The following is a 23672-nucleotide window of genomic DNA, read 5'->3' on the forward strand; positions in this document are numbered from 1 at the left end:
CGGCGCCATTCGCGGCTTTTTCGGATAACGTGTCATGCCTCGTCCTCCGCTTCCAGGTTCAACCGCAGGAATGGCATGGCATCGCAGTATTTCAGGTCGTCCGGACGCGCCGCGAAGTTGGCGGCGTAGCCGCCCGCATACTCATCGGCCAGGCCCTCGATGGCCGTTCGCCAGCGCGCCAGGATATCGGTCCAGGCCTGCCCCTCGAACGCCTTGCTGGCCTCCGCTTGCGTGACGCCTTGCAGGCCCAGGTCGGCATCGGCCAGGCCCTGCGCGGCCACCTGCCGCGCGTGGATCTGCGCCAGCACCAGCGCGGCCACGCCGGCCTCGGGCTGCTCGCCAGCCAGCACGGAAGCATAGAACGGCAGCTGCAGATTCACCGGCCGCGCGCGCGACCAGTCGGACTCGGGGTTGCCGGGCGACATGCCGGTCTTGTAGTCGACGATGACGCCGCGGCCATCGGGCAGGCGGTCCATGCGGTCCAGCCGCACCTTCAGCGTCAGCGCGCCGCGCGACCACGTGTGGTCGGCCTCGACCTGGTCGATGCCGAACGGCGTGCGCTGCGCCTCGACGTCCAGCCAGTTCGCCAGCACGGTGGCGGCCCGCGCGCATTCCAGCGCGCGCAGCGCCTCGGGATAGTCCGTCAATGTCTTGTCCGCGGCCTCGGCGATGGCCTGCTCGACCAGCGCGGCCACGCGCTTCTCGGCCATCAGTTCGTGCAGGCGTTCCTGGTCGGGCACCATGCGCCAGAACTGTTCCAGCGCGCCGTGCAGGAACTGGCCGCGCACGCTCATGGCGGAGGCTTCCGCATAGTCGGCCATCGCGCGGCCGCCCAGGCGATGCCGCACGAAGGCCCACAGCGGATTGCGCGCCTGCGTGTCCAGCACGTCCAGACCACCGCGCGCGCCCGCCGCGGGATCATTGCCCGTGGGCGCGGGCAGCGGCGGACCGCGCTCGTCGTCCAGCGATTGCTGCGTCAGCACGGCATTTTCCCGCAGCAGGCGGGGCTGCCAATCGGTCTGGGCCAGGTCGGCGATCAGCGGCGAGGCACGCAACTCGCGCTCGCCCTCGGTGTGCGCGTGGCTGACGATGATCTCGGGCGCGCAGGTGCACAGCGCGGCATACATGGTCTCGGCCCATTGGCGCTCGCGCTCGGGCGTGGCGCGCGGCGCGCCCGCCGCGCGCAGCACGGCCAGCGGCAGCAGCGGATTGGGCTTGGGCGACGCGGGCAGCACGTCGTCGGTCAGCCCCAGGATCCACATGCCGTCCCACGAGCCGCCCTCGGCTTCCAGCAGGCCCAGCACGTCCAGGCGCGCCAGCGGATCGCGCTGCGGCTGGAAGGTGGTGGCGTCCGCGGCGCGCGCCAGCAGCCGCACCGCGGCCAGGCCGCCTAGGCGGCCGGCGGCCGGCGCCAGGGCGCCGAAGCGGCCCAGCAGTTCGCCGAACGCGCCCACCACCTGATAGCCCACGCTGTCCAGCGCCCGCTCGCCGGGATAGCCGAGCGCGCCCAGCGCCGCGCGCATCACGGGCATCCACGCATCGGTGGTGGCCTGCCCCTTGCGGCCCTGCACGGCGCGCCACGCCTGCATGGCGCGCGGCCAGGCCTCGGCCAGCGCGCTGCCCGCCATGCTGCGCAGCCAGTGCGACTGGGACAGCATCGGCACGCCATTGCGGCGCCAGCGCGCGTCGGCGGCCGCATGCCACGCGGCCTCGCGCACGTCGCCCGCGCAATGGCCGGCCAGCAGCGCCGCGCCCATCACGGCGGGCTCGGCGCCGTCGGCGGCTTCCATGCGGGCCAGCGCTTCCAGCCAGGCCAGCGCGGCGCGCACGGCGGGCCACTCCGACAGGGGCCGGCCCACGGCCACGTTGAACGCGAAGCCGCCCGCCGCCAGCGCGCGGCCCAGCACGCGGCGCGCGAAGGGCGACTCGTCCTCCAGTTGCGCGGACACGATCGCATAGCGGCCTTCGGGATGATCGGCCAGCCGCTGCGCGGCCCACGCGGCGGCGCAGCGCCATTCGTCGCCGTGATCGTGCGCGCCGTAGCGGCACGGCGTGGCGGCGTCGCGTTGCGCATCGCTCAGCCAGCGCAGCTGCGAACCGCCCGCCTGCAGCGCCGACAGCAGCGCCGCGAAACGCGGCGACACGTCGGTGAAGCCCGCCAGCACGACGTGCGGCGAGGCGGGCAAGCTGCCGTCCTGCAAGGCGGCCAGCACGCGCTCGTAGATGCGGCTGGCGTCCTCGGCGTCGATCTCGTCCAGGCGCTGCCGATAGCGGGCGCGCCAACGCGAGAAGCCGCGGTATTCGTCGGTGTCGGTGCCCTGCGGCACGCGCAGGCGCCATTCGTCCATCAGCGCGTCGGCGTCGGCAGCCAGGCGCGCCGCCTGCACCGTGTCCAGCAGCACGCGGTCGGCCTCTTCGTGGTCGATGGCATCGACCCACAGCATCTGCGCGGCGAAAGGGTCCAGGCGGTACGCGGGCAGCGCCGCACCGGCCTCGAAGGCCAGTTCGTCGGCGGCCTCGCCCAGCCAGGCCGACAGCGGCATCACGCGGGGCAGCTCGCTGACCTGGCGCTCGCGCCGCAGCAGGCCGGCCAGGTCCAGCACCAGCCGGCGCGCCAGGCGGTTGTTGACGGTGAGGACCAGCGTGCCGGCGGCGGGCAGCGCGGCCGCCTCGTCCAGGCCGATGGCGGCACGCGTATCAGGGTCGTGGATCATGGCGGGTAGACGGTTCCGAGAATACGCCCGCACGCGCCGGTCGGGCGGCGTCGTGGCCACGCCGTGCGATGCCGCGGCATCGCGGCGCGCAGGTCCGGGCGAAATCGCAAAGCCGACAGGATACCGCCGTCAGAACCCGCAAAGGGCCGCCAGCGTCTCCCAATTGACGCGCAGGCCGGGCGTCAGATGGCCCACGAACGCCAGCGCCAGCACGGCGGCCAACGCCGCCGCGCCCACCCAGCGCCACAGGCGTGCGCGCATGGATCAGGCCCCTTGCGCGGCCGGCTGGCCGACGGGCTGTTCCCTCACCGGCAGGCACAGCAGCGCGGCGGCGACCGCCAGCGCGATCGACACCCACCACACCACGTCGTAGTTGCCGTTGCGCGCGTAGACGTAGCCGCCCAGCCACACGCCGATGAAGCTGCCGATCTGGTGGCCCAGGAACACGATGCCCGACAGCGTGGCGGCATAGCGCAGGCCGTAGATGTGGCCGATGAGGCCCTGCGTGAGCGGCACGGTGCCCAGCCAGAACAGGCCCATCCAGGCCGCGAACACGTACAGCACGGCCGGGGTCAGCGGCATGGCCAGCACCAGCAGGATGCCGAACGCCCGCATCGCGTAGATGACCGACAGCAGGCGCTTCTTGCTGTAGCGCCCGCCCAGCTTGCCTGCATAGAAGGAACCGAAGATGTTGAACAGGCCGATCAGCGCGATGGCGGTGGCGCCGTGGCCGGCGTTCAGGCCCGCGTCCTGCACGAAGGCCGGCAGGTGCAGCGTGACGAACGCGGTGTGGAAGCCGCAGACGAAGTAGCTCCAGAACAGGAAATGGAACGACTTGTGCGCCATGGCCTGGCGCACCGCGGCGCCCAGCGACTGCTGCGGCCCGCCGGCCGCATGCGTGGCGCGGCCGCGCAGGAACCAGGCCATCGGCACCGCCGCCGCGACGAACAGCGACAGCACCCACAGCGCCGGCTGCCAGCCCAGTCCGTCGATGAGGAACTGGCCCGAAGGCACGACCACGAACTGCCCCATCGAGCCGCCCGCGCTGGCGATGCCCATGGCGGTGCTGCGCGACGCGGCCGGTACCGAGCGCGCCACGATGGGCAGGATCACGGGAAAGGTGGTGCCGGCCTGGCCCAGTCCGACCAGCAGCCCGGCGCTGAGATACAGCGAGAATTCGTCGCCGGCATGGCGCGTGCCGATCATGCCCAGCGCGTACAGCAGCGCGCCCAGCGCGATGGTGCGGCCCGAGCCGTAGCGGTCGGCCATGATGCCCATGAAGATGCAGGCGATGCCCCACACCAGGTTCTGCAGCGCGAAGGCCATGGAGAAGACCTCGCGCCCCCATTGGTGCGCCAGTCCCATCGGCGGCATGAACAGCCCGAAGGTGGCGCGCACCCCCATGGCCAGCAGGACGACCAGCGTGCCCAGCGCGACGACGCGCAGCGAGGCGGATTCGGATTGCGGCATGACACCAGCCTTGTGATGTTGTGATTCGGCGACGCTCCCTCCTCGGAGCGGCCCCGGCGGCGAACGGGACGATAGCCATCATAGCCGCGATGCCGCCGCGCGCGCGGGATGTCCCCTGGACGAAAGTGGGCCACGGCGGGCGCGACCCGGGGGACTGCTGGTAGACTTACGGTCTTTCCGCGCGAGCCGTCGCGCGGCGTCTCGCCGTAGTTAAATGGATATAACCGGCCCCTCCTAAGGGTCAATTGGTGGTTCGATTCCACCCGGCGAGGCCACCCCTCTTTCCCGCACGGCCCCTCCTTCCTGCCTCCAGAGTTTCCCTGAGCTTGCCCCGCCGGGGCGCGACGCTTTTGCGCATCTGCAATACGGACCCGATTAAAAGTGTGCAATGATGTGCGGCATGCTTGCGGACCAGCTCAAAAGTCTGTTTAAATTCCGCACGTAACCCACTAATTTGCCTGGAAATTTTCACCTCTCCCCAGGCATCGGTGGCGCAACATTTCAATACAGGTTCTGGGTCTGCTTACATTATGGCTTCTCATTGGATCCGCGCACTCGCGACGACGGCAGCCACCCTGTCGATAGCGGCGGGCGCCTTGTTCTCGGCGCACGCGCAGGCCGCCACCTCGGATCCGTGCAAGGCCAGGCCGTCTTCCACGGCGTGCAAGAAGCAGAAGCAGGACAAGCCGGCGGCCAAGTCGTCCTCCGCCAAGTCCGCCGCCCCGAAGCCGGCTTCCGGCAAGTCGTCGGCCAAGGCTGACGGCAAGACCGCCAAGCAGGCCTCCGCCAAGACAGACGTCAAGGCCTCGTCCAAGAGCGCCGCCGCCAAGAGCAGCACCAAGTCTTCCGCCAAGAGCAGCGCGTCATCCAGGGCCAAGACCGCGTCCGCCAAGAGCACGTCCGGCAAGTCCTCTTCCAAGGCCAGCGCCGGCAAGAAGCCGGTGATGAGCGCCACCATGAGCCGCGACGACTTCGCGCCCGCCAAGGCCTCGGCCAAGGGCAAGCGCGGCGTCAAGACCGCCGCCGCCGAACGCGAATCGGCCAGGTCCGCCAAGACGGCGTCGAAGTCCTCGCCGCGCATGAAGGCCATCGCGCACAAGGCGGTGGCCGACCCGACCGAAGTGGCCGCCGCCGCGAACCCGCGCGCCGACATCGCCGCGCTGCGTTCCAGCACGGCCTACGTGCAGGACCTCGAAACGTCCGACGTGCTGTTCGCCAAGAACGAGAATGTGGTGCGGCCAATCGCCTCCATCTCGAAACTGATGACCGCGCTGGTGGTGGTCGACGCCAACCTGCCCATGGACGAGATGCTGGAGATCTCCGACGAAGACGTCGACATGCTCAAGCACAGCAGCTCGCGCCTGGTGGTGGGCACGCAGCTGAACCGCGGCGACATGCTGCACCTGGCGCTGATGTCTTCCGAGAACCGCGCGGCGCACGCCCTGGCGCGCAACTATCCGGGCGGCCTGCCGGCCTTCGTGAAGGCCATGAACCAGAAGGCGCAGGCGCTGGGCATGTCCAGCACGCACTTCGTCGAACCCACCGGCCTGTCCAGCAGCAACGTGTCGTCGCCGCGCGACCTGGCCCGCCTGGTGCGCGCCGCCTCGCAGCGTCCGCTGATCCACCGCTACTCCACCGACACCGAGTACGACGTCGAGGTCAAGACGCGCACGCAGACCTTCCGCAACACCAACCTGCTGGTGCGCAAGCCCGACTGGGACATCAAGGTGTCCAAGACCGGCTACATCAGCGAAGCCGGCGAATGCCTGGTGATGATGGCCCGCATCGACGGCCGCGACGTGGCCATCGTGCTGCTGGATTCCCAGGGCAAGCTGTCGCGCATCGGCGACGCGGTACGCATACGCCGCATCGTGCAGAACCAGGTGGCGATGCTGTAGGCCGCCGCGCATCGACCGGCGCCGCCGGGCAGCGCCTCAGCCGCGCAGCGGCATGCAGAAAGCCAGTCGGTCGACTGGCTTTCTGCTTTCATGCGGCGCGGTACGATTGCCGCCTCGGGCGCGGACCCGCTGGCGGGCGTCGGCCGTTCACGCCGCGCGCGCGTGCAACGTTCCCTGCTCGCCTTCCTCTTCGGGCAGCCCGCGCAGCACCTCGCGCGGGTCCAGCGACCGTATCGCCACGCCCGTATCCACCGGGATGCGGCCCTGCGCCATCAACAGCTGATAGCGCAGGCAGCACACCCGCAGGAACGACGTGAAATTGGCGGCCTGGCCGCGATGGGCGACCAGTTCGTCGTACAGCCGCTCGATCAGTTGGGCGACGCGCATGCCGTCGCGTTCGGCGATCTCTTCCAGCACGCGCCAGAACAGCCGTTCCAGCCGCACGCTGGTGGCCGCGCCGTGCAGGCGCAGCGAGCGCGATTCGGGCGCATACGAATCCGGATTGGCGCTGATGAAGATTTCGCACATGGGTGGCTCCTGGCGCGGGGCTGTGCGGCCACTGTACGATTTCAACGGGTTGGGCGGCAAGGGCCGCCGCCACGCCAGGGGCATGAATGCCTCGACCCGCCATCCGGATCGCCGACTGGGCAGCCCGCCTCGCGCCGTTGCGGATCAATGCGAGATGCGCGTCCCCAATACTTCCAGGAACTGCGCCAGCCACGCCGGATGCGCCGGCCAGGCGGGCGCGGTGACGAGGTTGCCGTCGGTGTGCGCCTGGTCGATGCCAATCTCGGCGTACGTGCCGCCGGCCAGCCGCACGTCGGGCGCGCAAGCCGGATAGGCCGAGCACGTTCGTCCCTTCAGCACCTCGGCCGCGGCCAGCAGCTGGGCGCCGTGGCAGATGGCGGCGATGGGCTTCCTGGCCTGGTCGAAGTGGCGCACGATGTCCAGCACCCGCTCGTCCAGGCGCAGGTACTCGGGCGCGCGGCCGCCGGGGATGACCAGGCCGTCGTACGCCTGCAGGTCGATCCCGTCGAAATCGTGGTTCAGCTGGAAGCGGTGGCCGGGCTTCTCGCTGTAGGTCTGCGCGCCTTCGAAATCATGGATGGCGGTGGCGATGGTGTCGCCGGCCTTCTTGTCGGGGCACACGGCATGCACCGCATGTCCGACGGCCAGCAGCGTCTGGAAGGGGACCATGGTTTCGTAGTCCTCGGCGTAGTCGCCGACCAGCATCAGCAGTGTCTTGCTCATGTCGTCTCCGGGCAGGGAAGTGGCGCAGCAGCGCCGGAAATCGAGCGGCTGTTGGAATCGTTATCGCTCGGAGCCATTGTCCGCCGTCGCGTGGCCGCGCAGGTGGTATGGGGCTACCACGCCCCCTCTCCATCACCACGTCGAATGGGACGCCCCGCATTGCGGTGCCGCAGCCGCTGGCTTCCCGGAGAAGTCGCGCCCGCAGCGCGAAAGCGCGAGGACGAGACTTCGCAGGGACGCCAGCGGCGGCCAGAAGAACACAACAAACCGGCCGCTACATCGACGCCCTCCCGCCTACTCCAGCGCCACGCTCACCGGCTTCGCATCCAGCAACGCCACCAGCGCCTGCGGATCGATACTGACCAGGTACCCCCGCCTGCCGCCGTTGATGTAGATGCGCGGGCATTCCAGCACCGTGGCCTCGACCCACACCGGCATGCGCTTGCGCGTGCCGAACGGCGAGGTGCCGCCCACTTGATAGCCGGAGTGCCGCTGCGCCACCTCGGGCTTGCATGGCGCGACCTTCTTCAGTCCTGCCTGGCGGGCCAGGTTCTTGGTGGAGACCTCGCGGTCGCCGTGCATCAGCACGACCAGCGGGCGCGCGTCCTCGTCTTCCATGATGAGCGTCTTGACCACGGCGTGCGGATCGACCTGCAGTTGCCGCGCCGACTCGGCCGCGCCGCCGTGGTCGACGTAGTCGTAAGGATGCTCGGTGTAGGCCACCTTGTGCTGCTTCAGGAACTGGGTGGCGGGGGTCTCGGAGACGTGGCGGGCTTTGCTCATGGGGGAAATCGGGTCGTTCGTCGGCGGCACGATGCGCCGCGTGCTGCGGCAGAGTGTAGGCAGGCGGCGCGGACGGCGCAAATGGTGTGTCGGCATCGTCCGGACTTCGGAGGTCGCCTGCACGGCCTCGGGTTGCTTGCGGGCTATCCCCGCGGATGATGCACCGCGTGCAGCGCCTTCAGCCGCTCGCGCGCCACGTGCGTGTAGATCTGCGTGGTGGAGATGTCGGCATGGCCCAGCAGCATCTGCACCACGCGCAGGTCCGCGCCGTGGTTCAGCAGGTGCGTGGCAAAGGCGTGCCGCAGCACGTGCGGCGACAGCGGCGCGTGGATGTCGGCCTGCTTCGCATACTTCTTCACCAACTGCCAGAAGGCCTGGCGCGTCATGGCCTGCGCGCGTGCCGTCACGAACAGGGCGTCGCTGATGCGCGCGCCCGCCAGTGCCGGGCGCGCCTCGCGCAGGTAGCGCTCGATCCAGTGCGCGGCCTCGGCGCCCAGCGGCACCAGCCGGTCCTTGCCGCCTTTGCCCTGCACCACGCGCACCACGCCTTCGTTCAGGCTGACGTTCAGCGCGTGCAGGTCCACCAATTCGGACACGCGCAGGCCCGTGGCGTACAGCGTTTCCAGCATGGCGCGGTCCCGCAGGCCGCGCGGCGTGTCCAGGTCGGGCGCCTTCAGCAGGGCCTCGACCTGCGCCTCGGACAGGGTCTTGGGCAGGCGCGGCGGCTGCTTGGCGGCCACCAGGGTCAGGCAGGGATCGCGCGGGCTGCGATGCTCGCGCAGCGCCCAGGCGTAGAAGCGCCGCAGCGCGGCCAGGCGGCGGTTGGCGGTGGTGGGACGGCTTTCCTCGTGGCGCGCGGCGAACCAGGCCTCGATGTGCGCGGTCTCGGCCTGGGCCAGCGCGACGGGCGCGGGCCAGCCGCTGGCGGCCGGGTTCTCGATCCAGGCGGCGAACGCGGCGAGGTCGCGGCGATAGGCCGCCAGGGTGTTGGCGGCCAGGCCGTCCTCCAGCCAGACGGCGTCGATGAAGGCATCGATATCGGCCTGCGAGGCCAGGGGTGCGGCGGTGGCGGACATGCCCGGCATTCTACGGCGTGGCCGCCTCGGCCTTCAGCCAGGCCTCGAACACGCGCAGGGCCTCCGACCGTTCGTCCGACTGGGGATAACAGAAAAAGTAGCCCTGCGGGACGGCCAGCGAGTACGGCACCGGCGTCGCCAGCGTGCCGGCGTCCAGCGCCGGACGCGCCAGGAAACGCGGGACCAGCCCCACCCCCAGGCCGGCCTGCACCGCCGCCATCACCATGGAGAACAGCTCGTAGCGGGGGCCGCCCGCCGCGTGCGGTCCATAGGGCAGCTCATTGGCCTCGTGCCAGAGCCGCCATGCGTCGGGCCGGGACGCCAGGTGCAGGTGCGGCAGGGCCAGCGTGCCGCCGCGCGCGCGGGCGCCCTCGGCCAGCGCGGGCGCGCACACAGGCACCAGCTCGCCTTCGGGAAACAGCAGCGCGCCCTGCGTGCCCGGCCACAACCCATCGCCGTGATACAGCGCCGCGTCGAAGGGATGGTCCTTGAACTGGAACTGCAGCGTGCGCACCGACAGGCTGACGGTGATGTCCGGATGCTGGCGCTGGAACCCGGCCAGCCGCGGAATCAGCCAGGTGGTGGCCAGCGTGGGCACCACGGCGATGTGGATGCTGCGGCCCATGCCGGTGCGGCTGACCAGACCGAAGGTGTCCTTCTCGATCTGGTCCAGGTGGTGGCGGATGCGTCCGGCGTACTCGGCGCCGTGGTCGGTCAGCACAATGCGACGGCGCACGCGCGTGAACAGCTGCACGCCCAGGCGGGCCTCCAGGCTGGCCACCTGCCGGTAGACCGCGCTGTGGGTAAGCGCGAGCTCTTCGGCGGCGCGTGAAAAGCTGCCCAGGCGGGCGGACGCTTCGAACGCCTGCAGGGCGCTCAGGTTGGGGATGCCGTTTCTCATGCGGGCAGGGCGGCGCCGGGTGGTGCGATGCAGCACCATCCGGACGTTCGCGTAGATCAAAACATTGTGCAATTTTATCAATTGCGTTGTGCATGGCAGGCACACTATGCTCAAACGTCTCCATACCGTTCAGCCATGACACAACAAGCCAACTCCGCGCAAGCCGCCCGCCTGGGCGGACACATCCTGGTCGACCAGCTGGCCGCCCACGGCGTCAAACACGTCTTCTGTGTCCCCGGCGAAAGCTATCTCGCCGTGCTGGACGGCCTGCACGACGCCAATATCGAGGTCACCGTGTGCCGCCAGGAAGGCGGCGCGGCCATGATGGCCGACGCGTACGGCAAGCTTACCGGCGAGCCTGGCATCTGCATGGTCACCCGCGGCCCCGGCGCGTCCAACGCGCTGGCCGGCGTGCACATCGCCCAGCAGGACTCGGCCCCCATGATCCTGTTCGTGGGCCAGATCGAGCGCGGCATGCGCGAGCGCGAAGCCTTCCAGGAAATGGACTACCGCGCCGTGTTCGGCACGCAGTGCAAGTGGGCCACCGAGATCGACCAGGTCGAGCGCATTCCCGAACTGATCTCGCGCGCCTTCCACATCGCCACGTCCGGCCGTCCCGGCCCGGTGGTGATCGCGCTGCCGGAAGACATGCTGACCGAAATGGCCAGCGTGCCCGACGCGCCGCGCTACGAAGTGATCGAAACCTCGCCCTCGGCGCGCCAGATCGAAGACCTGGGCCGCCTGCTGGCCGACGCGAAGAACCCCGTCGCGATCCTGGGCGGCACGCGCTGGGATGCCCGCGCGGTGCAGCAGTTCGCCGACTTCGCGCGGCGCCATGCGCTGCCCGTGGGCGTGTCGTTCCGCCGCCAGATGCTGTTCCCGGCCGACCACCCCTGCTACATCGGCGACGTGGGCCTGGGCATCAACCCCGCATTGCTCAAGCGCGTGGAAGACGCCGACCTGGTGCTGCTGGTCGGCGGCCGCATGTCGGAAAGCCCCAGCCAGGCGTACACGCTGCTGGACATCCCCGTGCCGCGCCAGAAGCTGGTGCACGTGCATCCCGACGCGGCCGAACTGGGCCGCGTGTATCGCGCCAACCTGGCCATCAACGCCTCGCCCACGGCCTTCGCCGACGCGCTGGCCGCCCTGCCCGCCCCCGCCGGCACGCCCGCGTGGGCCGAAGGCACCCAGGACATGCGCCAGTCCTACCTGAAGTGGAGCGATCCCACCGCCATCCAGACACCGGGCAAGCTGCAGCTGGGCGCCGTCATGGCGCACCTGGAAGACGTGCTGCCGGCCGATGCCATCATGACCAACGGCGCGGGCAACTACGCCACCTGGCTGCACCGCTTCCACCGCTTCACCCGCTACGGCACGCAGCTGGCCCCCACCTCGGGCTCGATGGGCTATGGCCTGCCCGCCGCCGTGGGCGCCAAGCGCGTGCAGCCCGAGAAGACCGTGGTCTGCTTCGCGGGCGACGGCTGCTTCATGATGCACGGCCAGGAATTCGCCACGGCGGTGCAGTACGACCTGCCCATCATCGTGCTGCTGATCGACAACGGCATGTACGGCACCATCCGCATGCACCAGGAAAAGCACTACCCGGGCCGCGTCTCGGCCACCGTGCTGAAGAACCCCGATTTCGCGGCCTATGCGCAGGCTTTCGGCGGCTACGGCGAACGCGTCGAGACCACCGAGCAGTTCGCGCCGGCCTTCGAGCGCGCGCTGGCCAGCGGCAAGCCCGCCATCCTGCATTGCCTCATCGACCCCGAGACCATCAGCCCCAGCACCACGCTGGAGAAGATCCGCGCGGCCGCCCTGAAAGCGCGGGGCTGAGCCCGGCGGCGGCCCGCGCCCGATGCGCGGGCCGCCCACCACCAGATTCATCATTCACCGGATTCCCACGGAGCCTTACGTATGTCCTCTTCGCCCTCTTTCCACTGGCAAGACCCCCTGTTGCTGGACCAGCAGCTGACCGACGAAGAACGCATGGTGCGCGACGCCGCCGCCGCGTATTCGCAGGACAAGCTGGGCCCGCGCGTGCTGAACGCCTTCCGCAACGAACAGACCGATCCGGCGATCTTCGCCGAGATGGGCGAGCTGGGCCTGCTGGGCGCCACGATCCCCGTCGAATACGGCGGCGCCGGCCTGAACTACGTCAGCTACGGCCTGATCGCCCGTGAAGTCGAGCGCATCGACTCCGGCTACCGCTCGATGATGAGCGTGCAGTCTTCGCTGGTGATGGTGCCGATCAACGAATTCGGCAGCGAAGAACAGAAGCAGAAGTACCTGCCCAAGCTGGCCTCGGGCCAGTGGATCGGCTGCTTCGGCCTGACCGAGCCCAACCACGGCTCCGACCCCAACGGCATGGAGACGCGCGCCACCAAGACGGCCGACGGCTACCGCATCAGCGGCAACAAGATGTGGATCACCAACTCGCCCATCGCCGACGTGTTCGTCGTGTGGGCCAAGTGCGTCGGCGGCGACTTCGACGGCAAGATCCGCGGCTTCATCCTGGAAAAGGGCATGAAGGGCCTGACCGCCCCCGCCATCCACGGCAAGGTCGGCCTGCGCGCCTCGATCACCGGCGAGATCGTGATGGACGAGGTCGAGGTGTCGGCAGACCAGATGATGCCCGGCGTGTCGGGCCTGCGCGGTCCCTTCACCTGCCTGAACTCGGCCCGCTACGGCATCGCCTGGGGCGCCCTGGGCGCCGCGGAAGCCTGCTGGCACACCGCCCGCCAGTACACGCTGGACCGCAAGCAGTTCGGCCGCCCGCTGGCCGCCAACCAGCTGATCCAGAAGAAGCTGGCCGACATGCAGACCGAGATCACGCTGGGCCTGCAGGGCTGCCTGCGCTTGGGCCGCATGAAGGACGAAGGCACGGCCGCGGTGGAGATCACCTCGATCATGAAGCGCAACTCGTGCGGCAAGGCGCTGGACATCGCCCGCCTGGCGCGCGACATGCTGGGCGGCAACGGCATCTCCGACGAGTTCGGCGTGGCCCGCCACCTGGTCAACCTGGAAGTGGTGAACACCTACGAAGGCACGCACGACGTGCACGCCCTGATCCTGGGCCGCGCCCAGACGGGCATCCAGGCATTCAGCTGATCCCGCGCCGGTCCCGGGGCATCGCCCCGCGGGCCAGGCACGCAGGACGCGCCGCCGGCCCCAGGGCCGCGCGGCGCGTTTTCATTGGCGCGCCGGTTCGTGCCGCGCTGGCGGGATCACGGCGGCAGGAAGCGCCGGCCGTGCCGGGCCCTGTCGGAGCGGCTGGCCGCGTATCCGGCCGGAAGGGCCTAGTTTCCGCCGCCCAGGTCGAACAGGCTGGTGGCGTCCAGCTCCAGCACGGCTTCGTTGTGCTGGTTGTAGATGACCCAGCCCCAGTTGATGATGCCCAGGTCGGCGCGCGACGACGAGGTGCGCGCGGCATGCACGCGGGCCTCCAGGCGCAGTTCGTCGCCCGGCCGCACGGGCACGCGCCAGCGCACCTCGCCCAGGCCGGGCGAGCCGAACGATTCCGAGTCGTGCAGGATGCTGTCCACGGCCATGCGCATGGCCAGCGCGCAGGTGTGCCACCCGCTGGCGATCAGTCCGCCCCAGCGTCCTTCCTTGGCCCGCTCGACGTCGGTGTGGAACCACTGCGGATCGAACTTGCGGGCGAACTCCAGGACGTCGGCCTCGGTGACCTTCAACGGGCCGCCCTTGATTACCATGCCTTCGCGCAATTCGGCGAATTTCATTACTGTCCTTCCTCGTTGGTCATGCGGCCCGCGCTCGTATGAAAGAATGGCGCGGGACCGGGCTACGTTGCAGCGCAGCAAAATCAAGCATAGACCAATATGCGGATGGCCGCATGGGCGGTGTTGCGGCCAGCGGACGCGGGTATCCCACGCTTGGAATGCTGAGCCGCCTCGAGGCGCGGGTGCGGCACCGCCATCGTCGCGCGGACGTTCAGATCAGCGCCTCGATCAGGTACGGTCCCTTGCGGCTGAACGCGTCCTGCAGCGCGCGCGCATAGCCTTCGACGGTATCCACGCGCACCGCCTCGACCCCCATGCCGCGCGCCAGGTGCACCCAGTCCAGATCGGGCTTGTCCAGGTCCAGCATGCGGCGCGCGTTTTCGCCCATCTGCTGCACGCCCACGTTCTTCATCTCGCCATGCAGGGTGGCGTAGGTGCGATTGGCGTAGACCACCGTGACGCAGTCCAGCTGCTCGCGGGCCTGCGTCCACAGCGCCTGCACCGTGTACATGCCGCTGCCGTCGGCCTGCAGCGTGACGACCTTGCGGTCAGGGCAGGCGATGGCCGCGCCCACGGCCATCGGCAGGCCGATGCCGATGGCGCCGCCGGTCAGTTGCAGCCAGTCGTGCGGACGCGCCGACAGCGCGAAGTTGCCGAACTCCCGGCCCTGCGTGATGGACTCGTCGCACACGATGGCGTGCTCGGGCAGCAGGTGCGCGGTGATGCGGTTCAGCGCGGCGCCGGTCAGCTTGCCGGTGCGCGGCACATCGCTGGTGTCGATGGCAGGGCCCTGGGCCTGCGGCGCATCGGGCGCGATGCCCAGTTCGTCGGCCAGCCATTCCAGGGCGTGGTGCAGGTCCTGGCCGGCATCGGCCAGGGTGAGGATGTCGCAATCCTCCGGCGCCGTCAGGCTGGGCTTGCCGGGATAGGCGAAGAACGCCACGGGCCGGCTGGCGCCCGCCAGCACCAGGTTCTGCACGCCGCTCAGGAACGCGACCGCCATGTCCACCGGATAGGGCAGGCGCGCCAGCGGCGTGCGGGTGATGCCGCGCTCGGCGCGGCGATTGGTGGTCTCGCAGGCCACGCGCACGCCGGTGGCCTGCGCGATGCGGCCCGCCGCGGCCAGCGCGCGGCCGCGCAGCGCGTCGCCGCCCAACAGCAGCATGGACGTACGGCCGCTTCGGATGGCGTCGGCGGCGGCGCGGATGGCCTGCGCGTCGGGCGCTTGCGGCGTGTCGCGCGGTACGGCGACGGGCGCCGGCGTATCGTCGGGCAGCTCGGTCCAGGCCGCGTCGGCCGGCAGGATCAGGGTGGCGATGTTGCCTGGCGCGCGGCGTGCCACGCGGATCGCCTCGCCCGCCCGGGCCGACAGGGACGCCGCGTCGGCGATGCGGCCGACCCAGTGCGACATCGGCCGCGCGACGGCCTCGACGTCGCTGGTCAGCGGCGCGTCGTACTGTACATGATAGGTCGCGTGATCGCCCACCACGTTCACCATGGGCGTGCGCGCCCGCTTGGCGTTGTGCAGGTTGGCCAGGCCGTTGCCCAGGCCCGGGCCCAGGTGCAGCAGCGTGGCCGCGGGCTTGTCGGCCATCCGCGCGTAGCCGTCGGCCGCGCCCGTGACCACGCCCTCGAACAGGCCCAGCACGCAGCGCATGCGCGGCTTGCGGTCGAGCGCGGCGACGAAGTGCATTTCCGACGTGCCGGGATTGGCGAAGCAGACGTCGATGTCGTTGGCAAGCAGGGTGTCGCAGAGGCTGTCGGCGCCGTTCATGGGGATGCGTGGAGAAGGGAAAGGGACACCGCGGCCACGGACCGCGGAGGGCGTGCGACGATGATAGGGATAGACGGCTCCGCGCGATGGAACCATTGAAGGCGCGGGAGATGGAACCATTCCCGGGCGCACGCGCGCCGGCCGGGGCGGCGCGCGCCCCGTCCGGGTAAACACTCAGATCAACGGACCGGCCACGGGTACATCGCGCCGCCCTTGTTCCACAGCGCGTTCACGCCGCGCGACAGGGCCAGCTTGCTGTCCTTGCCGACGTTGCGTTCGAAGATCTCGCCGTAGTTGCCCACCGCCTTGATGGCGTTGTACGCCCACTTCTCGTCCAGCCCCATGTTCTTGCCGGCGCCCGGCGTCACGCCCAGGATGCGCAGCACGTTGGGATTGTTGCTCTTCAACATCTCGTCGACGTTCTTCTGCGTGATGCCGTATTCCTCGGCTTCCATCAGCGCGAACAGGGTCCAGCGCACGATGCCCAGCCAGTTCTCGTCGCCCTGGCGCACCATGGGGCCCAGGGGTTCCTTCGAGAAGCGCTCGGGCAGGATCTCGTAGTCGTCGGGCTTGGACACCTGCGTGGCGCGCACGGCGGCCAGTTGCGAGGCGTCGTCGGTGAAGGCGTCGCAGCGGCCCGATTCGAATGCGCGCACGACTTCCGAGACCTTGTCGATCACGACCGGCGTGAACTTGATGTTGTTGGCGCGGAACCAGTCGGACAGGTTCAGCTCGGTGGTGGTGCCCGGCTGCACGCAGACCGTGGCGCCGTCCAGTTCCTTGGCGCTCTTGACGCCCAGGGACTTGCGCACCAGGATGCCCTGGCCGTCGTAGAAGCTGACCGCCACGGCCGACAGGCCCAGCGAAGTGTCGCGCGTCTGGGTCAGGGTGACGGTGCGCAGCAGCACGTCGACCTCGCCCGACTGCAGCGCGGTGAAGCGTTGCTGGGTGGACAGCGCCAGGCCCTTGAATTTCTGCGCATCGCCGAACACGGCGGCCGACACGGCGCGGCAGATGTCCACGTCCATGCCCGACCACACGCCCTTGCTGTCGACCGAACTGAAACCGGACACGCCGTCTGTCAGGCCGCACTGCACGAAACCCTTCTTCTTGACCGCATCGAGCGTCGGCCCCGCATGCGCCGCCTGGGCGCCGCAAGCCAGCGCGATAGCCCCCACCACCATGGCAATTTGCCGCTTCATAGCACTGATCTCCTGAATATGGATACGCCGCGGCCGCCCGGATGGGGCGGCGGCAACGTCTGGTACATCCGAGGTGTCGGACGACCGGCGAGATTACGCCGGTTGAATCAGCGCCGCAATGCGCGGCTACCCGCATCGGGAAGCGCGGGCGGCGTCTCGGCCCGCGTGCTTCGGCGCGCTTCCTACAGCCCGGTCGTTTCCAGGCTGAACGCGGCGGCCGCGCGGCCGATGCGATCGTTGACGGCGTCCCATTCGGGGGAGCGCGGCGGCGCCTGCAGCAGGATGCGCGCATAGCCCTGGCCGTCCAGGTCGCGCAGGCTGGCGTACAGCGCCTGGGCGTAGCGGGCCGGATCGTTCGGCACCGCATGCCACTGCACGTTGGCCGCGGTGGCGCGCGGCGCGTCGGCGTAGGCCACCAACGCCACGCGGCCCGCGGGCAGACCCGTGCCGGCCAGCGCCTGGGCCAGGCGGGCGTCGTCGATCAGTTCGAGCGGCGTGTGCGGCGCGTAATGCGCCTTGAGCGTGCCCGAGGCGCGCGGCGCGGCCGCGTCGGGACGCGACACCGGGCGGCCCAGCACGGCGGCGATCTGCGCCGCGCTGACGTGGCCGGGACGCAGCAGCACGGGCCCCACGCCCTGGTCCAGGCGCGACAGGTCGACGATGGTGGATTCGATGCCGACCTCGGCGGCGCCGCCGTCCAGCACCGGCATGCCTTCCGCCACTTCGTCGGGAAATTCGGCGCGCACGTGCTCGGCGCGGGTCGGCGAGACCTGCCCGAACTTGTTGGCCGAGGGGCCCGCCAGACCGCCCTGCCCGTTCGGCTTGCCGCGCGCGAAGGCGGCCAGCAGCGCTTGCGCCACGGGATGCGACGGGCAGCGCAGGCCGACGCTGTCCTGCCCGCCGGTGACCCAGGCGCCGACGTGCGCGGCGCGCTTGAGAATCAGGGTGAGCGGACCCGGCCAGAACGCCTGCATCAGCAGCCGGGCCTCCGGCGGCACCTCGGCCGCCCAGTAGCCCACGTCGCCGTCGGGCGCGATGTGCACGATGACGGGATGGTTGGACGGCCGGCCCTTGGCCGCATAGATGCCGGCCACCGCCGCCGCGTTTTCGGCGTCGGCGCCCAGCCCGTAGACGGTCTCGGTGGGAAACGCCGCCAGGCCGCCGTCGAGCAGGCGCCGCGCCGCCGCCTCGATGGCGTCGGCGGGCGGGAAGTCTTGCCGGGTCATGGGCGCAAGAGCGGCGTCATTCCGGCGCCGCCATGCCCAGCACAGCGGCCACGCGGGCGGCGGCGGCGCGCGCCTCGTCCAGCGTCTCGCCCACCAGGTTGATGTGGCCCATCTTGCGGCCACGGCGTGCCTCGCGCTTTCCGTACAGGTGCAGCTTGGCGTTGGGCGCGGCGGCCAGCGCGGCGGCCCAGTCGGGTTCGCGCGGCGCGGCTGCGCCCTCTTCGAACCAGACGTCGCCCAGGATGTTCAGCATGACGGCGGGCGCCAGCAGGCGCGTGCTGCCCAGCGGCAGGCCGGCCATGGCGCGCGCCTGCTGCTCGAACTGGCTGGTGACGCACGCATTCATCGTGTAGTGGCCGCTGTTGTGCGGGCGCGGCGCGATCTCGTTGACCACCAGGTTGCCGTCGGTCAGCACGAAGAACTCGACGCACAGCACGCCATAGTAGCCGAGGCCGCGCGCGATGGTGCGCGCCGCGTGCGTGGCGGCGTCGTAGTACTGCGCATGCGACGAGGTGTCGGCCACGGTGGACACCGCCAGGATGCCGTCGCGGTGCACGTTGCGTGCCACGGGAAAGACCACGTCGGCGTCGTCGAAGCCGCGCGCCAGCACCACCGAGATCTCGTAGTCGAGCGGCATCAGGGCTTCGAGCACGCAGGGCACGCCGCCGAAGCCGGCGAAGGCCTCGAGCGCCTCGTCCAGCGTGGCCACGCGCGCCTGGCCCTTGCCGTCGTAGCCCAGGCGGGCCACCTTCAGGATGCCGGGGAACAGGGTGGCCGGCGCGGCGCGCAGTTCGGCCGCGCTGCGGATGGCCGCATGCGGCGCCACGGCGATGCCCTGCGCGGCGATGAAGGCCTTCTCGGCGATGCGGTCCTGCACGATGGCCACGGCCTGCGCGGCCGGGCTGACGCGGCAGCGCGCCGACAGCGCGTGCATGCTGTCCGAGGGCACGTTCTCGAATTCGGTGGTGACGGCGCGGCACAGCCCGGCCAGTTCGGCCAGGCCATCGGGATCGTCGTAGGCGGCCAGGATGTGGCGATCGGCCACCATGGCGGCCGGGCCGTCGGCGGCCGGGTCCAGCACGGCGACCCTGTAGCCCATGCTTTGCGCGGCATGACAGAACATGCGGCCCAGCTGGCCGCCGCCCAGCAGGCCCAGCCAGCTGCCGGGCGGGATGGGCGTCACGGCGTGCGCGGATTCGCTGCGGCTCGTCTCGCTCATGCCTTGCCTCCGGCGGGCAGCGCCATCGCGCGCGCGGCGTCGGTCTGGCGGGCGCGGAAGGCCACCAGCTTGCTGCGCAGCGCGTCGTCGGTCGTGGCCAAATTGGCGATGGCATGCAGCGCGGCGTTGGCCGCGCCGGCCTCGCCGATGGCGAAGGTGGCCACCGGCACGCCCTTGGGCATCTGCACGATGGACAACAGCGAGTCCTCGCCGCGCAGGTACTTGGACGGCACCGGCACGCCGAACACCGGCACTTCGGTCAGGGCCGCCATCATGCCCGGCAGGTGCGCGGCGCCGCCGGCGCCCGCGATGATGGCGCGCAGGCCGCGCGAGCGCGCGCTGGCGCCATAGTCGGCCATGTCCTGGGGCATGCGATGCGCGGAGATGACGCGCGCCTCGTATGCGACGCCGAAGTCCTCGAGCATGGCCACCGCGTTCTGCATGACGTCCCAGTCGCTGGAGGAACCCATGATCACGCCGACCAGCGGCTTATCCGGAGACGAGTTTGGCATTGAGGCAGTCATAACCGTTGTGTGAATTCGCGGGGAAACTGGCAAGCCAGGCCCGATTTGCTGGGGAAACCCTGGATTTTACCGCCAAGCGAGCCAGTGTCCGCTCACGTGCGTCCACGTCGCGCCGGCGGCGCGCGCCTGGTCTCGCGGCGCGCTAGGTGCCCGCCACGCGCGGCACCGGGCAGGCGCCCACGCCGCATTGCAGGACCGCGCCCGCCAGGCCTGCAACCACCGCGGCCAGGAACAGCCCCATGACGATCATGCCGGGCAGGCCGACGGGACGCTTGAGCGCGTTGTCGCCCCACTTGCGGTCGACGATCAGCATCAGCAGCGAGAACAGCACCAGCGCCAGGAAGGCCGCCGCCGACCACGTGGGCCAACGCAGGCCCAGCAAGGTGTCGGTGGACACGGCAGCGCCGGGCATGACCTGCTGCAGGATCTGCCAGGCCGCCAGCCCGAAGCCGGCCAGCGACGACAGGATGACCATGGAATAGTGCATCGGCGAAGGACCCAGCCGCACGTTCAGCAGCAGCCCCATGCCCGCCAGCACCAGCGCGCCGCGCTGCAGCAGGCACGGGGGACACGACGGGGCCGGATGCAGCACCTGCCAGGCCAGGGCCAGCACGAGGGAGCCGGACACCAGCAGCAGCGCCAGCGAGCTGCCCATGCGCGACCGGCCGCCCGCGTTGTGCACGAAGAGCATGTCCGTCCCCTACAGCACGAAGGGCAGCGGCGCCGCCACGTAGGGATAGGCCGCGACCCCGAACAGGATCAGCGCGGCCAGCCACAGCAGGAAACAGGCGGGCCGTCTGCCCAGCATGCCGTACCACACGGCCGCCGCGCCAACGATGAACGGCAACATCAAACCCATTTCTCGCTCCGTGAAGATGACGGGACGAAAGTATAGGTAACAACTGGAAATGAACGCAACGCGCAGGCTATGAATTTCGTGTGAATGCGATCATCCCCGGTCGCGGCGGGCCATGGCAGGCAATCAATCGATCGCGGGCCGGAAAAACAAAGGGCGCCGAAACCGGCGCCCTGCTGTCCGTCAGGCCATTCAGGCCGTCAGGCGATCGAGCGCTTCGCGGTACTTGGCGGCGGTCTTTTCCAGCACGTCGGCCGGCAGGCGCGGGGCGGGCGGGGTCTTGTCCCACGTCTGGGTCTCGAGCCAGTCGCGCACGAACTGCTTGTCGAACGACGGCGGGCTGATGCCCACGCGGTAGCCGTCGGCGGGCCAGAAGCGCGACGAATCGGGGGTCAGCACCTCGTCCATCAGGTACAGCGTGCCGTCCTCGTCCAGGCCGAACTCGAACTTGGTGTCGGCGATGATGATGCCCTTGGTGGCCGCGAAGGCGGCGGCCTCGGCGTACAGGCGCAGCGTGACGTCGCGGATACGCTCGGCCATCTCCTGGCCCACCTCGGCCACGACGTGGGCGAAATCGACGTTCTCGTCGTGCATGCCGAACTCGGCCTTGGCCGCCGGCGTGAAGATGGGCTCGGGCAGCTTGTCGGCCTGTTGCAGGCCGGCGGGCAGCGCGATGCCGCACACCGAACCGGTGGCCTGGTAGTCCTTCCAGCCCGATCCGATGAGGTAGCCGCGCGCCACGGCCTCGACCAGCACGGGCTTCAGGCGCTTGACCACCACGGCGCGGCCACGCACCTGGTCGAGTTCGTCGGGCGCCACCACGTCCTCGGGCGCGACGCCCGTGGAGTGGTTGGGCAGCACGTGCGCGAGCTTCTTCAGCCAGAACTCGGTCAGCTCGGTCAGCACCTGGCCCTTGCCGGGGATGGGATCGTCGAGGATCACGTCGAACGCCGAGATGCGGTCGGACGCGACGATCAGCAGCTTGTCGTCGCCCACGGCGTACATGTCGCGCACCTTGCCGCGACCCAGCAGCGGCAAGGACTTGATGGAAGATTGATGCAGAGCGGAGGTCACGGTGGGGCCTGGCAGAAAAGACGATTCCCGCTCGGGCGGCCCGAAGCGGGAGTCAGGAAGAATCAGGGATCGCGGGCCGGCGGCGGGCCCGCGCGCGCAAGACGCATAGGTTACTGCAAAACCCCGGCAGCCCGCGCGGCCGGTTGGCTACACTGCGGCCAACGGCGCCGCCACACGGCGCGCCGCATGTGGAAAACACCGGAGACATCCATGCAAGAAACCACGAGCGGCGCCGACGCCCCGCTGACGGGCGGCTGCCAATGCGGCGCCGTGCGCTATGCCCTGTCGGCCGGCCCCATCACGGCCGCCACCTGCCATTGCCGGGATTGCCAGTATTCCAGCGGCGGCGCGCCCGCCCACGCCCTGATCGTGCCCGCGGACGCCATTCGCGTCTCGCAGGGCCAGCCGCGGCAATACCGCTACGCGGGCGGATCGGGACGCGAGGTGATGCGCAGCTTCTGCCCGGACTGCGGCACGCCGCTGTTCGGCAGCTCGGACGGCGTGCCCTACGCCGTCGTGCGCGCCGGCTCTCTGGACGATCCGGAGGCCTTCCGGCCGCGCGTCAGCCTGTGGACGGCCTCGGCGCCGTCCTGGCATCACGTGGCCGACGACGCGCCGGCGTTTCCCGGCAACGCGCCCGTCTAGCGCCTCGTGCGCCGCGTTGCCCGCCGGGGCGCGGCTTCCCGCGACCCGCGCGTGCAAGCGGCCGCGTCCGGCACACGCAAAGAAAAGGCCCCTTGCGGGGCCTCGTCCGGACAAGGGGCCGCGACGCGGCCGGCTGCCTTATTGCACGACCTGTTCCAGCTTGCCGGCGGCGTAGCGCTGGGCCATTTCGTCCAGCGGCACCGCCTTGATCTTGCTGGCATTGCCGGCCGTGCCGAATTCCTGGTAGCGCTGCACGCAGATCGCCTTGGCCGCCGTGCGGGCGGGCTTCAGGTATTCGCGCGGGTCGAACTTCGAGGGGTTCTCGCCCATGAAACGGCGGATCGCGCCGGTCATGGCCAGGCGGATGTCGGTGTCGATGTTGATCTTGCGCACGCCGAACTTGATGGCTTCCTGGATTTCCTCGACGGGCACGCCGTAGGTTTCCTTCATGTCGCCGCCGAATTCGCGGATCTCGGCCAGCAGGTCCTGCGGCACGCTGGAGCTGCCGTGCATCACCAGGTGGGTGTTGGGCAGGCGGGCGTGGATTTCCTTGATGCGCGAGATCGACAGGATGTCGCCGGTGGGCTTGCGCGTGAACTTGTAGGCGCCGTGGCTGGTGCCGATGGCGATGGCCAGGGCGTCGAGCTGCGTGCGGCGCACGAAGTCGGCGGCCTGCTCGGGGTCGGTCAGCAGCTGGTCCATGGTGAGCTTGCCGTCGGCGCCGTGGCCGTCTTCCTTGTCGCCCTGCATGGTTTCCAGCGAGCCCAGGCAGCCCAGTTCTCCCTCGACCGTGACGCCCAGCTTGTGCGCCATGTCGACCACCTTGCGGGTGACGTCGACGTTGTAGTCGTAGTCGGCGATGGTCTTGCCGTCTTCCTTCAGCGAGCCGTCCATCATGACGCTGGAGAAGCCCAGGTCGATGGCGCCCTGACAGATCTTCGGCGACTGGCCGTGGTCCTGGTGCATGACGACGGGGATGTGCGGATAGGATTCGACCGCGGCCTGGATCAGGTACTTCAGGAAGCCCTCGCCCGCGTATTTGCGCGCGCCGGCCGAGGCTTGCATGATCACCGGGCTGTCGGTTTCGGCAGCGGCTTCCATGATGGCCTGGACCTGTTCCAGGTTGTTGACGTTGAAGGCGGGGATGCCGTAGCCGTTCTCGGCCGCGTGGTCGAGCAGCTGGCGCATGGAAACGAGGGCCATGGAAGACTCCTGGAGACGTGTGTTATGGGATTGAATTGGTGCTGAATAGCGCGATTCTACGGGAATGCGGAACGGCTCTTGTGAGTATCCGTTGCAGGACCCGGCGGCGCGCG

22 protein-coding genes and 1 tRNA gene are annotated in these 23672 nt (G+C 70.0%); 5 read left to right on the forward strand and 18 right to left on the reverse strand.

What is annotated here, in order from left to right; translation table 11 throughout:
• Nucleotides 1-32: 32 nt before the first annotated feature.
• The 3 genes from FS845_RS18305 to FS845_RS18310 all read right to left on the reverse strand — a co-directional run bounded on the left by FS845_RS18305 (nucleotide 33) and on the right by FS845_RS18310 (nucleotide 4184).
• Entirely contained in the window at nucleotides 33-2714 is a 2682-nt protein-coding gene (locus tag FS845_RS18305) for a PD-(D/E)XK nuclease family protein (RefSeq protein ID WP_144637926.1), read from the reverse strand.
• Between the two features lie 129 nt (nucleotides 2715-2843).
• The gene (locus FS845_RS26865) at nucleotides 2844-2975 is read right to left on the reverse strand and encodes a hypothetical protein (RefSeq protein ID WP_260986339.1); all 132 of its coding nucleotides are present in this window, start codon (nucleotides 2973-2975) and stop codon (nucleotides 2844-2846) included.
• A gap of 3 nt (nucleotides 2976-2978) precedes the next feature.
• Complete coding sequence (locus tag FS845_RS18310; RefSeq protein WP_144637928.1) at nucleotides 2979-4184, reverse strand: MFS transporter; 1206 nt, start codon at nucleotides 4182-4184, stop codon at nucleotides 2979-2981.
• Nucleotides 4185-4384: 200 nt separating this feature from the next.
• On the opposite strand from FS845_RS18310, the gene FS845_RS18315 reads away from it, so the two are divergent.
• Nucleotides 4385-4459 (forward strand) — tRNA-Arg (locus tag FS845_RS18315).
• Nucleotides 4460-4714: 255 nt separating this feature from the next.
• Complete coding sequence (gene pbpG / locus FS845_RS26870) at nucleotides 4715-6082, forward strand: D-alanyl-D-alanine endopeptidase (RefSeq protein ID WP_409929309.1); 1368 nt, start codon at nucleotides 4715-4717, stop codon at nucleotides 6080-6082.
• Nucleotides 6083-6229: 147 nt separating this feature from the next.
• Here pbpG and FS845_RS18325 read toward each other — a convergent pair whose 3' ends face one another.
• The 5 genes from FS845_RS18325 to FS845_RS18345 all read right to left on the reverse strand — a co-directional run bounded on the left by FS845_RS18325 (nucleotide 6230) and on the right by FS845_RS18345 (nucleotide 10093).
• Nucleotides 6230-6610 carry a ribbon-helix-helix domain-containing protein gene (locus tag FS845_RS18325; RefSeq protein ID WP_144637930.1) on the reverse strand — a complete coding sequence of 127 codons (381 nt, stop codon included), beginning with the start codon at nucleotides 6608-6610 and terminating at the stop codon, nucleotides 6230-6232.
• Between the two features lie 144 nt (nucleotides 6611-6754).
• Nucleotides 6755-7333: a DJ-1/PfpI family protein gene (locus FS845_RS18330; protein WP_144637932.1), complete on the reverse strand. Its 579-nt coding sequence runs from the start codon at nucleotides 7331-7333 to the stop codon at nucleotides 6755-6757.
• A 294-nt stretch (nucleotides 7334-7627) separates the two neighbouring features.
• Nucleotides 7628-8116: a Cys-tRNA(Pro) deacylase gene (gene ybaK / locus FS845_RS18335; RefSeq protein WP_144637934.1), complete on the reverse strand. Its 489-nt coding sequence runs from the start codon at nucleotides 8114-8116 to the stop codon at nucleotides 7628-7630.
• Between the two features lie 143 nt (nucleotides 8117-8259).
• Nucleotides 8260-9192: a site-specific tyrosine recombinase XerD gene (xerD, locus tag FS845_RS18340; RefSeq protein ID WP_144637937.1), complete on the reverse strand. Its 933-nt coding sequence runs from the start codon at nucleotides 9190-9192 to the stop codon at nucleotides 8260-8262.
• A 10-nt stretch (nucleotides 9193-9202) separates the two neighbouring features.
• A complete protein-coding gene (locus FS845_RS18345) occupies nucleotides 9203-10093 on the reverse strand; it encodes a LysR substrate-binding domain-containing protein (RefSeq protein ID WP_144637938.1) in 891 nt (296 codons plus the stop codon).
• Nucleotides 10094-10228: 135 nt separating this feature from the next.
• On the opposite strand from FS845_RS18345, the gene FS845_RS18350 reads away from it, so the two are divergent.
• Nucleotides 10229-11929: a thiamine pyrophosphate-binding protein gene (locus FS845_RS18350; RefSeq protein ID WP_144637940.1), complete on the forward strand. Its 1701-nt coding sequence runs from the start codon at nucleotides 10229-10231 to the stop codon at nucleotides 11927-11929.
• A gap of 81 nt (nucleotides 11930-12010) precedes the next feature.
• A complete protein-coding gene (locus FS845_RS18355; protein WP_144637942.1) occupies nucleotides 12011-13204 on the forward strand; it encodes an acyl-CoA dehydrogenase in 1194 nt (397 codons plus the stop codon).
• Nucleotides 13205-13392: 188 nt separating this feature from the next.
• Here FS845_RS18355 and FS845_RS18360 read toward each other — a convergent pair whose 3' ends face one another.
• From FS845_RS18360 to FS845_RS18395, 9 genes are all read right to left on the reverse strand, one after another.
• Nucleotides 13393-13836 (reverse strand): MaoC family dehydratase, encoded by a 444-nt coding sequence (locus tag FS845_RS18360; protein WP_144637943.1) that lies wholly within the window; start codon nucleotides 13834-13836, stop codon nucleotides 13393-13395.
• A gap of 211 nt (nucleotides 13837-14047) precedes the next feature.
• Complete coding sequence (locus tag FS845_RS18365; protein WP_144637945.1) at nucleotides 14048-15610, reverse strand: acetolactate synthase large subunit; 1563 nt, start codon at nucleotides 15608-15610, stop codon at nucleotides 14048-14050.
• 179 nt (nucleotides 15611-15789) lie between these two features.
• A complete protein-coding gene (locus FS845_RS18370) occupies nucleotides 15790-16812 on the reverse strand; it encodes an amino acid ABC transporter substrate-binding protein (protein WP_144637948.1) in 1023 nt (340 codons plus the stop codon).
• A 182-nt stretch (nucleotides 16813-16994) separates the two neighbouring features.
• The gene (locus tag FS845_RS18375) at nucleotides 16995-18038 is read right to left on the reverse strand and encodes an L-threonylcarbamoyladenylate synthase (RefSeq protein ID WP_144637950.1); all 1044 of its coding nucleotides are present in this window, start codon (nucleotides 18036-18038) and stop codon (nucleotides 16995-16997) included.
• Between the two features lie 16 nt (nucleotides 18039-18054).
• The gene (locus FS845_RS18380; RefSeq protein WP_144637952.1) at nucleotides 18055-19257 is read right to left on the reverse strand and encodes a 5-(carboxyamino)imidazole ribonucleotide synthase; all 1203 of its coding nucleotides are present in this window, start codon (nucleotides 19255-19257) and stop codon (nucleotides 18055-18057) included.
• Nucleotides 19254-19769, reverse strand: coding sequence for a 5-(carboxyamino)imidazole ribonucleotide mutase (gene purE, locus FS845_RS18385; RefSeq protein ID WP_409929310.1), 516 nt, complete (start codon nucleotides 19767-19769; stop codon nucleotides 19254-19256). Before purE ends, FS845_RS18380 begins: the two co-directional genes overlap by 4 nt.
• 154 nt (nucleotides 19770-19923) lie before the next feature.
• On the reverse strand, nucleotides 19924-20472 hold the full coding sequence (locus FS845_RS18390) for a disulfide bond formation protein B (protein WP_144637956.1): 549 nt from the start codon (nucleotides 20470-20472) through the stop codon (nucleotides 19924-19926).
• Between the two features lie 9 nt (nucleotides 20473-20481).
• Nucleotides 20482-20640: a hypothetical protein gene (locus tag FS845_RS26565; protein ID WP_186332330.1), complete on the reverse strand. Its 159-nt coding sequence runs from the start codon at nucleotides 20638-20640 to the stop codon at nucleotides 20482-20484.
• 189 nt (nucleotides 20641-20829) lie between these two features.
• Nucleotides 20830-21711: a phosphoribosylaminoimidazolesuccinocarboxamide synthase gene (locus tag FS845_RS18395; protein WP_144637958.1), complete on the reverse strand. Its 882-nt coding sequence runs from the start codon at nucleotides 21709-21711 to the stop codon at nucleotides 20830-20832.
• Nucleotides 21712-21921: 210 nt separating this feature from the next.
• On the opposite strand from FS845_RS18395, the gene FS845_RS18400 reads away from it, so the two are divergent.
• Complete coding sequence (locus FS845_RS18400) at nucleotides 21922-22356, forward strand: GFA family protein (protein ID WP_144637960.1); 435 nt, start codon at nucleotides 21922-21924, stop codon at nucleotides 22354-22356.
• A gap of 138 nt (nucleotides 22357-22494) precedes the next feature.
• Here FS845_RS18400 and fba read toward each other — a convergent pair whose 3' ends face one another.
• Entirely contained in the window at nucleotides 22495-23559 is a 1065-nt protein-coding gene (fba, locus tag FS845_RS18405; protein WP_144637962.1) for a class II fructose-bisphosphate aldolase, read from the reverse strand.
• Between the last annotated feature and the right edge of the window lie 113 nt (nucleotides 23560-23672).

This window comes from Bordetella genomosp. 13 (assembly GCF_007679965.1).
Classification (GTDB): Bacteria; Pseudomonadota; Gammaproteobacteria; order Burkholderiales; family Burkholderiaceae_B; genus Bordetella.